This is a genomic window from Streptomyces sp. NPDC045470 (genome assembly GCF_040646595.1).
Taxonomy (GTDB): Bacteria; Actinomycetota; Actinomycetes; order Streptomycetales; family Streptomycetaceae; genus Streptomyces.
The window spans coordinates 134,845-148,253 of the sequence record NZ_JBEZAN010000011.1 but is presented as its reverse complement, the minus strand read 5'-3'; the positions used below and the strand labels follow the sequence as shown (position 1 = coordinate 148,253).

Below are 13,409 nucleotides of genomic sequence, written 5' to 3'. Positions count from 1 at the left end.
TCCGACTGCCTCGGCCCAGGGCGAGACAAGACAGGCTCGCCCCTGGTCGGCGCGCAGCGTCCCGTCAGGAGGCAGCCAGCCCTTCGGTCGCCCGCAGCTTGACCGTGAAGGCCAGCGTCAGCCCTCCCGGCGGCGAGCACTTCACCACGGCGTTACCGTCCAAGGAGACGATCTGTGGCGGGTCCCACCCGGCCGGTACCGAGCCCTCGGCGGACCCGAAGGAGTCGAGGACCCGGCTTTCGGGCGCCCAGGCGGTGACCGTACCGCCGACGTTGCTCAGGCCCTGTTCGACGACCCACGTCGCGGCCCGGCCCGTCGGGTCGGTCGCCATGACCTCGGCCCGGTAGCGGCTCGCTCCGGCTGCCAGGGGCACCGCGGCGAGGGTGAGGGGATTCGCGGCCGCGATGCCGCAGCCCTGGGCCACCCGCTCGCGGGCCCCGATCCGTCCCGTCGTGGTGTCGAGGGCGAACACCCAGTCCCGCCCGCCTTGCCACTGTGTCTGGCCGAGGTCGGTCGCGGACACACAGCCACCGAGATGGGACACCCTGTTCTCGTCCCGGGGGAGGGTCCAGGGTTTCACGGGATCGGTGGTGCTGCCGAGGATCCGGACCGGTGTCGGCCCCCGCCTGCCGGTGAACACGAGGTTCGCGCGGGTGCTCGCGCTCGGGCGGAACTCGCAGTTCACGAACGTCGACGCGGTGGGGATCTCCAGCGGGGGCCTGGGCGGTTCCTGACCGAGCAGGAGCAGGGAGTTGTCGATGCGCACGGGTGGGCAGTCGGTCCGCTTCAGGAAGCTGGTCTCCAGTACCGAACTCTCCAGGACGAGATGGTGCAGGTCGGAGGTGGCCACCGCGCACTGCCAGGTCTCCGGATGGCCCTGTGTCGCCTCCGAACTGATGGCGATTCCGATGCCGTGGAAGGACCCGTACGGCGCCGCTGTGGTCAGCAGGAGCGGCACGACGGAGCGGTGGCTGCCGATGTACCAGTCGCGAGCGGTGACGCCGACGACGTCGGTCGCCACGAAGTCGTACTGGGTTCCGACGGTCTGCAACCGGTTGACCCTGGCCAGCCCGCTGCCGCCCAGGGTGAGGCCGAGCCTGGTGGCGCTGATGAAGAGATGTTCGACCTCGGAGAGGTACGAGTTGTTCCGCAGCCTCATCCCGTCGCGTGCGGCGGTGACGCGGAGGTGGCTGAACACCGAGCTGTTCGAGAGCTGGCCGTGGACACCCGCGCCCGAGGGACACTGGAACTCCAGCCGCCGGACCGTGGTGAGCGCGGCCGCGACCGGAGGCCCGCCCCACTGGTACATCACGTAGACGGGGTCGGGGTCCGGAGTCCGTCGGATCCACGTCGACCCGACGGTGAAGGCGTCGACGTCGCGGTCGAAGTTGATCAGTATCCGGGTGACCAGCCGCTGGTCCGCGTGGACGGGGTCGGGCCTGACGTTGGTGGCGAAGTCGGAGGCGAACTTCGCGGTCGGCGCGGTGAAGGTACGTGTACCGGTGTCCCGGTCGATCACGAAGTCGCTGATGCGGACGGAGTCGATGCGCCCGGTGAACGGCCGCGTGAAATCGTGGTATTCCGGCCAGCGCTGCTGACTCCTGGCGCCGAGGTACACGCCTTCTTCGACGGGCTGGGTCAGCTTCGCCCCGGCCCGGGGACGCTGTCCCTCCCGTGGCTCGGCGGGTGTCAGTACCGTCCCGGGCGGCCCGGCGTGGAGGTCGAGGTGGGTGCCGTCCCAGACCAGGGAGAGGTGGAGCGGCTGCCCGACCGGGAAGCTGCCGGGGTGGGAGATGACGTGGTCCACGCCGTCGAGCCGGGCGGTGGCGGTGACGGTGACCTGGCCTGTCGTGCCGCCGAGGAAGATACCGAAAGCGCAGGTGGCCGCTTCGCTGTTCAGCCGGCGGCCCGAACTGGAGAGGACCGGCTCCCCGCCTCCGCCCGGAAGGACGTCGGGGCGCACCGTGCAGGAGACCGAGAACGACGCCGCGCCGTCCATGTCGAGCGCCGGGCTGTCGCGGAGGTTGACGGTGCTCCGGTTCTTCGCGCTGAGAACGCCGGCCCGGCCCGCTCCGGTGAGCAGGGCGTCCGACGTGGGCAGGTGGCCCAGCGACTTCGGCGAGATGCACAGCGCGGGGCCGTGCGCGCCGAAGAATCTGATGGTGGTGGTGTGTTCGCTCTCGCCGCGCAGCTCGATCTTCCCCTGCTCGCGGCCGACGACCAGCGGGCGGCGGATGCGGTAGTAGCCCGCCGGGAAATAGACCACGCCGGGGCGGAGCGGGTGCAGGGAGTGCATGGCACGGGTGATGGCGTCCCAGTCGTCGCTCTGGTCGTCGCCCTTCGCGCCGAAGTCGAGGACGTTCGCGAAGTCGTGCTTCGGTACCACGGTCACGTTCCCCTGCGCATCGCACTCGCCGACGACGAACGCGCCTTCGAGCAGCGGTAGTTGGCGCGCGCACCGGCCCTGCCCGTCGACGACCACGGCGGACGGCTGCCCGGCTCCGAGCCCGGTGGTCTGCGCCGGCGCGACCTCCGGCTGTTCGTAGTAGCTCACCTTCGTGTCGGCCGCGGCCGCGGTGGCAGCGATCCCGGTGACCATCGTTCCCGCGGTGAGCGCGGCGGACGTCGCCCTGGTCAGCCTCGTGGCATCGTCCGGAGCCAGCGCGGAGCAGAGCACGTCCCCGGCCTGGACGTCGACTGCGACCGTTGCTGTTTCCATGGGCTCCTCCGGGTGCGCGGTGGCCGGGTGAAACGGGACTGCCCGCGGGCCGCCGACGTGTCCGATGCCGCGGACGCGTTCGACGTTGTCGGCGTGTCCGGTGCCGGGAACGTGTCCGACGCCAGGGACGGCGGGACTCCGTCGGGGCGGCCGGTCGCCTCGGACCAGGAGACTGCAAACTGCCGACCGAGGACAGCCGCCGGGCGAGCTTTCACCCACATGGGCGATAGAGGCGCTGGCGTGAGGGACGGCGGAGCTTGATTTCACATCGGCTTCGCCGCGCGCGGGCCCGGGTGCCGGAGGCGCGTCGGCGATCAGACGCAACAGAGGGGCACCCGGCCGTCCGGCCGGATGCCCCTCACACCACGCTCGTCACAGCGTCGGGTCGCCGCGCTGTCCTGCGCCGTGCCGACGCCGTCGTACCGACGTCAGGACGTGCTGGGCCACATCGCAGAGCGCGAACCGAGGGTGCCCTTCCCGTTACCCGGGTAGAGGAACAGGTCGCCGGAGCTGTTGATGGCGGCGACGTCGGCCTTGCCGTCACCGTTGAAGTCGCCACCCATGACGGCCCGGAAACCGCCCCAGCTCTCGTCGGGCCACATCGCCTTGTCGTAGTCGAACGTGCCCTTGGCGTTGCCGGTGTACAGGCCCAGGCCACCGGTCTGGGAGACCGCCGCGATGTCGTCGCGGTGGTCGCCGTTGAAGTCCGCGCTGGTGAGGTGCTTCTTGGACCAGGTCTTGTCGTGCCAGACCTGGCGCTTGAAGCCGGAGAGGCGGCCGTCCGCAGCAGTGGTGTAGGCGTACAGCGAGCCGTCGTTCCAGATGGCCACCAAGCCGTCGCGGCCGGAGTCGTCGGCCTTGTAACGGGCGAACTTGGAGACGATCTTCCAGCTGTTGTCGTTGGACATCGAGCGGGGAGAGCCCAGCTTGCCGCTCTTCGTGCCCGGATACAGGTCGAGGTAGCCGTCGAGGTTGATCGCGGCGATGTCGGTCAGACCGTCGCCGTTGAAGTCACCGGCGACCATCGCGCGCTTACGGCCCCAGGAACCGTCGTGGTTCCACAGCTCACGGCCGTATTCGAGCTTGCCGTCCGGGCCGGTGTAGAAGACGTGCAGGTTGTGGTCGTCGAGGACGGCTGCGACGTCGGGACGGCCGTCACCGTTGAAGTCCGCGCTGGCGACGACGTCGGTGACATGGCGGTACATGGTCGTCAGGCGGATCTGCTGGACCCAGCGGTGCGCGTCGTCGACCCGGGCCTCGACGGCGCCCGTACGGGTCTCCTCGGAGCCGAAGCAACCGCCCTGCCACGAAGTGCTGTTGACCGCGACCAGCTCGTAGCCGCCGGCCTCCGTCTCACGCAGGGCCGGGCCACCGGAGTCGCCCATGCAGACACTCGCACCGTCCTTGCCGGTGACGGCGAGCGTCGTCTTCTCCACCGCGTCGACGGAGAAGCCACCGCTGTGCAGGCGGTCGGGAACCCACTCGTCCTTGGTGCGGCCGTAACCGGCGACGCGCAGCGTGTCACCCTGGGCAGGAGCGGTGGAGGCGACCGGGACCGGGGTGATGTCCTCGACCGGTGCCGACAGCTTCGCCATCACCAGGTCACGGTCCGTACGGGGCACGAGTTCGGTGACGGTGCGTACCTGCCCGTCCTTGCCGGACAGGTCGGTGCGGCCGACGGTCACCGAGGTCGCCGACTTCGGCTTGCCGGCGGCGACCTTGTCCTGACCGGGCTTGTCGGCGAAGCAGCTGACGGCCGTGAGTACCCACTGGGGATCGACCAGCACACCGGTGCAGGCGCGCTGGCCGCTGCCGATGTCGAGCTTCGCGGTGAACGGGTACGCCCCGTTCTTGGCGGCGTCACCGACGACTGCGTGTGCGGGGACACCGGTCAGCATGCTCACCGCGACGGTGGTCGCGGCCAGCCCGGTGACCCATATGGCGCGTGGACGTCTGCCAAGCACTCGTGTTTCCTCAATTCTTGAGAGGGAGGGAAAAAGGGAAGGGATGGAGAAATGTCCGGGGCCCGGCGGGCCTTCTTGCCCACAGTGATGTCGAGCACAGCGTGTTTCCGTTGCGCCGTGTGTTTCCGTTACACGAGGGCGACGGCGTATTCCGCGTCGATTCCCTTCCAGGCGTCCGATCGCGAGAGGCTGCGGGGCGAGGTGGCCATCGCTCCCGTACCCGGTGCCGTGGAGGCAGAAGCCCCGCGCCGTCGAGCAGCCCGGGGGCGCCCGTCGGTCGCTCCGAACAGCGCAAAGGCGTCAGCGGTGAGGGCGCTGCCGGGCGAGCCGACGGCGGTCGGCGGGCACAGAGGCATCCGCATCGATGACTCACCTTTCGGTTGATGAGGCGCTGAAGGGAGCAAAGCGCGCCCCGCAGAAGAATTATCACTTGGCGCCACAGATCATCAAGCGCTGCTACTTCGCTAACAAATCGGCATCTATCCGCCCGCTGTGCCCCGCAGCGCGGTTCGGCGCGGTGACAGCGGTCAACCGACCCGGAGAGGTCCTTGGGTGCTCCGTCGCGGCGTCGTCTCCACGCGGTGGATCAGGTGGGCGATGAGCATGACGAGTTGCGGACACAGTTCGCGCGGGATGCTGTGTCCCATGCCGTCGATGATGGCCAGCTCGGCGCCGGGAATGGCCGCGGCGGTGGCTCGCCCGCCGTTCATGTCGATCAGCACGTCGTCGGTCCCGTGGACGACGAGCGCCGGAACCCGTACCGACCGCAGCCGTGCCGTACGGTCGCCGGAGGCCCTGGCCGCGGCGAACTGACGCACCATGCCGGCAGGGTCGTGCCCCCGGTCGTAGGCACGCTCGGCCCGCTCCGTGGCCGCGGCTTCGTCGAACGCGAATCCCGGCGACGCCACGGCCCGTAGGGCCCGGACCTGCCAGGCGATGAAACTCCGGCGGTCCTGCGGAGGCGTTCCCAGCCCGGCGAGCGCCGTGGCGTCGGGGCGGCCGACGGCGCGGTCACCGGTGCTGGACATCATCGACGTCAGTGAGCGGGTGCGCTCGGGGTGCTCGACGGCCATGGTCTGGGCGATCATCCCGCCCAGCGACGCGCCCACCAGATGGGCGCTCCGCACCTGCAGCACGTCGAGCAGTCCGACGATGTCATCGGCCATGTCGGACAACGTGTAAGGCGCCAGGGAGGAGTCGCCGGTCAGCACCGTCCGCACGTCCGGGCCCGGCAGGTCGAGGTCCTGCGGGTCCGGGTCCGGCAGATCGGGGCCCGTCAGGTCGGGGAAGCGCGACGACCGGCCGGCGTCCCGATTGTCGAACCGGATCACTCGCAGGCCGCTGCGGACCAGCTCGGCACAGAACTCCTCCGGCCAGGCGATCATCTGCGCACCGCCGCCCATCACCAACAACACGGGCGGCGCGTGATCGTCACCGAAGCATTCGTACGCCATCTCCATCCGCGACGGGCCGACCCTCAGCGCCAGCTCTTCACCCATCGCCGAACCACCTCGACACCCCGACCGAAAGGAGCTGAACGAGCGTGAACACACGGACACTTTCCATGCTCGCGGAATCCAACGTAGCGGAATGGTTCGGCGGAATGAACAAGGAAACGGGCGCGAGCGCATTCAGTGGGGACCGCCGCAGTGGGGAGTGAACCTCAGGGGTCGACTCCGACCGCCGACACCGGGCGGCGGCCCCGAGCGGAGACCATCGGCGCGGTGGCCAGGTCGAGCCCGCCGGCGGCGATGTTCGCCAGGTGCCGGTCGATCTCTTCTTCAGTGGCCGCCCCCGCCGCGACGAGCTTGTCGCGGACCTGGTGGACGGTGGCCCGCTCCAGCTCGGCGCACGCGGGGGAAGTGAGGGGGAAGTAGGCGCCGGCCCCGATTTCGGCCAGTCCGGCCGCACGCAACAGCCGCGGCAGCTTGCGCCCGTACGCCAGGTCCGCGCCGCGCTGCCGCAGCAGCTCGCGGAAGCCGCGGCGCGGGCGGTTCGCCAGCTCCTGCCCGGGCCCGTACTCGTCGGGACAGATCAGAGGCTGCAACGCCGGGTCACCGTCCTCCACCACCAGCCAACCACCGGGGCGCAGCGCCTCGGCCATGGACCGCAGGGCCTGGTGCCGCTCGGCGACGTGGACCAGCACGAGCCGGGCATGGACCAGGTCGAAAGGGCCTCCCTCGGGCAGGGCCTGGACCGCCACGTCGTGGCGCAGTACCTCGTAACCCGCGGCCGCGCGCATCCAGGAGGTGTCGATGTCGGTGGCAACCACGTACCCGGCCGGGCCGACACGCTCGGCCAGTCAGGCAGGAACCGTGGGCCCACCGGCACCGACCTCCCAACACTGCCACCCCGCACCGACCCCGACCGTCTCGAAGTGCCGGCACGTCGACGGGTCGAAGAGCGCCGACAGCTCGGCGAACCGCTCACCCGCCTCGGCCTGTCGGTTGTCCACGAGGTATTCGGTGTCGGAGTGGTTCCTTGCCATGAGCGGATCATTGCATGTGGTCCGTATGGGGCCGGGGCCTTCGGGGCCTCGGGGCCTGCCGGCACGGTCCGGGGCCCTCGGCAGCCGACGCCCGCGGTCTCGGCTGCCACCGGCCTGGTCGCAGGCGACGGCGATGTCCGCACCGGCTATCCGGCCGGGCTCGCGGAAGGGCGCGACGTGCCCAGCATGGAGCAGGCTGCCTCATCGACGAGGGCCTTGTTCGTGCCTGCGGCCGCCTTCTCCTTGATGCCGAAGTTCGTGCTCGTCAGGACCGCGACGCTCCGGTGGCCGTCCGCGTCGGTGTAGATCTCGCTGGAGTAGCCGGGCAGGCCGCCGGTGTGACCCCAGACGGTGCCGCAGGGGGTGTCCACCTTCATCAGGCCCAGACCGTAGCCGCCGCCTTCCTCGGCGGCGGGAACGGTGGTGCGCATCTGCTTCATTTGGGCCTCGGGCAGCAGCTTGCCGGACATGAGCGCGGTCAGGAAGCGCTGCCAGTCCCGTGCGGTGGAGACCATGCCGCCTGCCGCGCCGGACCAGCTCGGGTCGATACGGGAGGTGTCGATGGTGCCCCCGGGACGTCCAGGGCCGGCAAAGCCAATGCCTTCGGGCAGGTCCACGGTCGGTGCGAGAAGGCTCTTGAGCTGCTTGGCGCCCGGCTCGTAACCGGTCACGTGCTGCTTGCCGGCGCTCCAGCCCGCGTCCGTGGCCAGGAATGAGTCCTTCATGCCCAGTGGCTTGGTGATCCTTCGCTCGATCAGCTCGGTGAGGCTCTTCCCGGTGGCCTTCTGGAGAATCAGACCCAGAGCCGCGTAGTTGGCGTTGCTGTAGAAGTGCTTCTTGCCGGGCGCGGCCGGCGGATCCTGCGGGGGAGTGATGGCGAGGAGGTCCTCCGCTCGCCAGGTGCGCCGCTCCTGGCCCGTGAGGGAGGGCAGGAATTCCGGCGTCAGCAGGAAGTCGCCCAGGCCGCTGGTGTGGTTGAGGAGCATGCGTACGGTGATGTCCTTGCCGCCCCGCACGAGTCCGGGCAGCCACTTCTCCACCGTGTCGTCCAGGCCGACCTTGCCGTCGGCGACCAGTTGCAGGACGAGAGTGGCGGTGACCGTCTTGGTGTTGGACCCGACCCTGAACTGGTCGTCGGCGGCGAGGCGGTGATCGGCTTTCGTCCAGGCGGCCTGCCGTGCGATGTCCACGGGCGCCCCACTCCCGCGAACGACCCGGACGATCACCCCGGCGGAGCCCCCGTCCGCCGCCTTCTGCGCGAGATCGGCCAGGCGCTTGTCGGCCTGCGCGCCCGACGTCTCCTGCCTGGCCGACGTCTTCGCCGCACCCGCACCCGCATCCGTGTCCGTCTCCGAGCAGGCCGTGAGCGCTCCGCCCATACCGGTCACCAAGGTCACGGTCAGCGCCCCGTGCAGAATCCGGCGGCGAGACGTTGAGAGTGCGGACATGACAGTTCCCTTCGGCGCATGACAGGTGGTCGCGTGCGTCGAGGGCCGGAATTCCTCCCCCTGAGGGGCTTCATGGCGGGCCCGCCGCACAGCAACCATTCAGCCAGCGCCGGCCACCCGGCACATCGCTCGTTGGCGGGCCTTCTGTGGGCTCCGGGTCACTCGGAGGAGTGACGAGCAGCGCCAGGGAGGGCCGGTGTCCCGTCCGCTCGGGGCGGTCAGGACAGTGTGTTCCTGGCCAGTACCGCCGCCTGCGCCCGGCTCTGGCAGCCGGTCTTCGCGAGCATCCGGCTGACGTGCGTCTTCACCGTGTGCAGGCTCACCACGAGCCGGTCCGCTATTTCGGCGTTGCTCAGCCCGTCCCCGACCAGCCGCAGTACGGCGTGCTCCCGCTCGGTGAGGTCCCTCAGCCGGGCCAGCTCATGGCCGTCCGGCTGACGCCGGGTGCTCAGATGCCCCTCGATGATCCGTCGGGTCACCGCCGGACTCAGCGCACTGTGCCCGGCCGCGGCCGCCCGCACCGCCCCGGTCAGCTCCTCGTACGAACTGTTCTTCAACAGGAACCCGGCCGCCCCGGCGGCCAGCGCCTCGTCCACGTACTCGTCCAGATCGAACGTCGTCAGCATGAGCACCTGGCTCCGCCCCGGCCCGAGCAGCTGCCGGCGGCCCAGCTCGGCCAGCGCCCACAGCCCGTCCCGGCGGGGCATGCGGACGTCCAGCAGCAGTACGCGCGGCCTCAGCCGCGCGCACTCCTCGACGGCCTCCTCCCCGTTGCCCGCGGTGCCGGCCACGGTGAGATCCGCCTGACTGTCCAGGATCGCGCTCAGGCCGGCGCGGATGACCGGCTCGTCGTCCACCACGAGCACACTGATCCGCTCAGACATCGGCGGTCTCCAGCGGCATCGTGGCCTCGACACGGAATCCGCCGTCGCCGGTCGGGCCGGCGGTGAGTTCCCCGCCCAGCGCGTCCACCCGCTCCCGCATGCTGACCAGACCGAGCCCGACCCCCGCGCCCGCTGTGCCGCGCCGCGCCGCGCGGCCGTTCACCACCTCGAAGCGCAGTTGTCCGGCGGCGGCGTCGAGGGTGAGCCGGACCGGCGCTCCGGGCGCGTGGCGGCGGGCGTTGGCCAGTGATTCCTGCACGATGCGGTACCCCGCCAACTGCACCGGATGCGGCAACCTTTCCAGCTCCGTTCCCACATGCACCTCGACCGAGCCTCCCGCGGCACGGTGGCTGTCCAACAACACATCCAGCTCTCCGAGGCCGGGCACCGGCTGGAGCGGGGCCGCTTCGGCGGGATCGCGCAGCATCCGGAGCAGATCGCGCAGCTCACCACCGGTCTGGCGGCCCGCCGCCGCCAGCCCGTCGATCTGGGTACGGGCCCAGTCGGGCAGCTCGTCACCCCGAGCGCGCAGGGTTTCCGCGTGTACGACGAGCAGGGTGAGGGAGTGCGCGACCACGTCGTGCATCTCGCGGGCGATCCGTGCCCGCTCCCGCTGCGCGGCCTGCGCCGCCTGCAGACGCTGTGCGCGGTCCGCGTCGGCCACCCGCTGCTCGGCCGCGGCGAGCAGTACACGGCGGGTACGTGCGGCGAAACCCATCACCCACGACAGCGGCATCGGAGCCAGGGAGGCGAGAATGTCCAGGCCGCCCCGGAACTCACCGGCGTCCGCGGTCAGCTGGTTCACCCCCAGGCCGATCGCGATCAGCGCGCCGCCGCCGAGCATCGCCAGCACGGTGCGTACCCAGCTCGTGCGGTAGCTGCCCAGGTTGTAGAGGAGTACGGCGAGCGGCAGGAAGATCAGCGGGGTCAGTTTGGCGTCCTGACCGGCGCTCCCCACCAGCGCCGCCACGAGTGCTCCCAGGCCCGCCACAAAGGCCGTGACCGGCAGCCGCCGACGCAGTACCAGCACCGCCACGGTCACCGCTTCGCAGCCGACGAGCGACCACCACGCCACCCCTGACGTGTCCACGTACGGCTGCGACAGCAGCGGTGGCAGACATGTCAGCGCGACCAGCCCGACGTCAGCACTCCATCGGGGCCACACGCCGTCGAGTACTCCCATGCGCCCGACATTAAGAGCTCGCGCTTCGGTCATCATCACTCCAAAGAACGACTCACGCTGTCATCGACCGGCCTGATCGGCCTGCTCGGCGGACAGCTCGACCGACCACGGCAGGCATCCCGTGATCATCTCAGCGCACTGGTCGAACGCGTCGGACTCGGACACCGAGTCGGCCGCGGAGAGCGTCCGAGGCTGCCCGCCGGTTCGCCGACGGGCACCGCCGCGGACGGGACGTACCTCCGTGGCCGGACGGGCGCCATCCTCGAATTCGCGGTGCGTCACATACCGCGGTTCCCTTCCTACGAGAATCCCTGGACGGGAAAGCAGGACCCCGTCGTCTCGATGAGCGACGAAACCGTGGTCGAGGCCGCGCTTTTCGCCCTCACCTGTCACCGGGTGAGCCACGCGGAGCCGTGTATCGCGGCCGCCGTCCACGCGCTCGCGGAAGTCCTCCTGCCGTATGCCGGAAGGTGGTGTTCATCGGGGTGTCCGATGCGATCGAGGAGCAGGTGCGGGGTGCCGATCGAGGCGGTCGACTGCGGGGGCACGTCTGCATTTCCGTATTTCGGGCGCAGGCAGGAGTCGAGGGTGACCGAGCGCGCGCTGATCCTTCCGTTTTCCTTTGCCGGTACCGATCCCGGCCCCTGGGTGGTTGTCGTCCAGCGACCTCACAGCGTGGCAGGCGGCGCCGAGGTTCGGGCCCGCGCCGTACGGCCTCGCAACGGTGGCCGCTGCACGGGGGCGTCAGTTTCAGCATGCACGGACCTGGTGGAAGCATCCGGTCCGCCAGATCCCACGGGAACGGCATAATGGCCATTTGCTGCTGGAAACCGGCTGATAACCAGTCACGAAAAGGGTGCCGGGCGCGATACTTTCGCGGCGGAAAGACGGCTTGTCGCCGTCACGTTGTACAGAAGAGGAGCGCCGTGGGGACAGCGGCGGCCAAACCGACGCGCGAGGAGGCGGCATCCCGTCCGGCACAAGGACGGAGACGGCGCCGAAGTGGCGCGGACACCCTGCGCGACACCGCCACGGCACCTGCCGGGCCCACGCCCACCGGGGCGAGGAGACACGGCCCCGAGCACTGTCGCGACGGCGGCCGCGCCCCGCACATCTGAAGCTCGGCCGAGGTCCCGAGCCACCCCTACCGGACGCGTCGACGCACCGTAACGTCCCCTGTCTGCCGCGCTGCCGGCAGCTCTCCGCTTCTGCAGACCGACATGAGGAGCACCCTTCTTGACCACTCACCGTAGAAAAGGCGTCGGCCCGCGGATCGTACGGGCCCTGATAGCGGCACTGTGCGGAATCCTCGGTGCCACCGCGCTCAGCGCGACCCCGGCGGCAGCAGCCGACCAACGTCACGCGATCTACGCCATCGCGCACCGGGTCAACACCGTGGACGGCGTGGACGCCGCGATCAACCATGGTGCCAACGCCATCGAGATCGATGTCTGTGCCTGGTGGAACCCGAACGAATGGCGTGCTTGGCACGACTGTTCCTCGGCCGGTGACAACCGGCGGGGCCCCAGCTTCGACAGCATGCTCGACCGCATCATCTCCAACGCCAACGCGGGGCGCCGACTGTCGCTGGTCTGGCTGGACATCAAGGACCCGAACTACTGCGGAGAAGCGGAGAACCGTACGTGCAGTGTCGCCGGGCTGCGCGACAAGGCACAGCGGCTGACGGCTGCCGGAATCCAGGTGCTCTACGGCTTCTTCGAGTACCACGGCGGCAACACGCCGGACGTCGGCGGCAGGGGCTGGAAGAGCCTGGAGGGCAAGCTCGGCAAGCTGGAGGGCATCACCACGACCGGGAGCCGCGACAAGGTCCGCAACGCCTTCAACCAGTCCGGTTCCGGATTCCCGACCGGCCGCCGGGTGATGGACTACGGCGACACCAACATCACCAACGGATTCGGCAACTGCACGGAAGCCACGTGGAACACGTGCGCCGAACTGAAGAAGGGCGCCGCCGACCGCGCCGCCGGACAGCTCGCGGCCACCCTTTCCTGGACGGCCACCTACAACGACCCGTGGTACGTCGACAAACTGCTGGGCGACGCACGGGTGGACGGCATCATCGCGGGCTACGCCGCCTTCACCGGAGAGCGCGAGTACGACAACAGCTGGCAGTGCGCCAACGCCATCAACCTCATCCGTGACTGGGTGAACCGTCACAGCGGCTCCCACCGGATGGCCAACAGCGGAGACCGCCTGTTCCACTAGAGGCCGGACTGGGCCCGGACCGTACCGGCCCGCGCCCCATGCACCCCTCAGACCGTCGGCCGGAACCCCGGCCGACGGTTCTTGCCGATGAACTCCGAGCGGTTCCACAGCCGACGTGCCGCGCGTCACCAGCGCACGAAGCTCACCACGAGTACGGCCAGGGACAGCAGGAACATGCCGAGACAGTTGACCCAGAAGGTGGAGTTGAGGGCTCTGGCGCGCACATGGGATGCGCCGGCCGCGAGGAAGTAGACCACGATCGCCGCGGTGGTCGTCATGGCGACACCCGGCACCCGGAGCCCCACGACGAGCCCTGCGACCGAGGCCGCTTTGGCAGTGATCAGCACCCACCACCAGTCACGCGGGAACCCTACGCCTTCCAGGCAGTCGACTATGAACTTCGGTGGACGGACCATCATCAGGGTGTCGCCGGCCTGGATCACGAGGAGGACCAGGATCGGCCAGACCGGGGAGGGGAGTTCGGAGAGAGTCATCGC

General features: G+C 69.9%; 8 protein-coding genes and 1 pseudogene. 1 reads left to right on the top strand and 8 read right to left on the bottom strand.

From position 1 onward, the window contains the following. Positions 1–64: 64 nt before the first annotated feature. The 7 genes and pseudogenes from AB0A97_RS27195 to AB0A97_RS27165 all read right to left on the bottom strand — a co-directional run bounded on the left by AB0A97_RS27195 (position 65) and on the right by AB0A97_RS27165 (position 10,686). Positions 65–2,719: a glycosyl hydrolase family 28-related protein gene (locus AB0A97_RS27195; RefSeq protein WP_361154798.1), complete on the bottom strand. Its 2,655-nt coding sequence runs from the start codon at positions 2,717–2,719 to the stop codon at positions 65–67. Positions 2,720–3,147: 428 nt separating this feature from the next. Then, positions 3,148–4,683 carry a trypsin-like serine protease gene (locus AB0A97_RS27190; protein WP_361154797.1) on the bottom strand — a complete coding sequence of 512 codons (1,536 nt, stop codon included), beginning with the start codon at positions 4,681–4,683 and terminating at the stop codon, positions 3,148–3,150. A 527-nt stretch (positions 4,684–5,210) separates the two neighbouring features. After that, on the bottom strand, positions 5,211–6,182 hold the full coding sequence (locus tag AB0A97_RS27185) for an alpha/beta hydrolase (protein ID WP_361154796.1): 972 nt from the start codon (positions 6,180–6,182) through the stop codon (positions 5,211–5,213). A gap of 164 nt (positions 6,183–6,346) precedes the next feature. Continuing rightward, positions 6,347–7,171: pseudogene (locus AB0A97_RS27180) on the bottom strand (methyltransferase). Between the two features lie 146 nt (positions 7,172–7,317). Then, entirely contained in the window at positions 7,318–8,619 is a 1,302-nt protein-coding gene (locus tag AB0A97_RS27175; RefSeq protein ID WP_361154795.1) for a serine hydrolase domain-containing protein, read from the bottom strand. 218 nt (positions 8,620–8,837) lie between these two features. Continuing rightward, positions 8,838–9,503, bottom strand: coding sequence for a response regulator transcription factor (locus AB0A97_RS27170; RefSeq protein WP_361154794.1), 666 nt, complete (start codon positions 9,501–9,503; stop codon positions 8,838–8,840). Beyond that, positions 9,496–10,686, bottom strand: coding sequence for a histidine kinase (locus AB0A97_RS27165; RefSeq protein ID WP_361154792.1), 1,191 nt, complete (start codon positions 10,684–10,686; stop codon positions 9,496–9,498). The genes AB0A97_RS27170 and AB0A97_RS27165 overlap by 8 nt, the downstream gene beginning before the upstream one ends. 1,236 nt (positions 10,687–11,922) lie before the next feature. On the opposite strand from AB0A97_RS27165, the gene AB0A97_RS27160 reads away from it, so the two are divergent. Beyond that, positions 11,923–12,912 carry a phospholipase gene (locus tag AB0A97_RS27160; protein ID WP_361154791.1) on the top strand — a complete coding sequence of 330 codons (990 nt, stop codon included), beginning with the start codon at positions 11,923–11,925 and terminating at the stop codon, positions 12,910–12,912. A 125-nt stretch (positions 12,913–13,037) separates the two neighbouring features. Here AB0A97_RS27160 and AB0A97_RS27155 read toward each other — a convergent pair whose 3' ends face one another. Further along, entirely contained in the window at positions 13,038–13,406 is a 369-nt protein-coding gene (locus tag AB0A97_RS27155) for a DoxX family protein (protein WP_361154790.1), read from the bottom strand. Between the last annotated feature and the right edge of the window lie 3 nt (positions 13,407–13,409).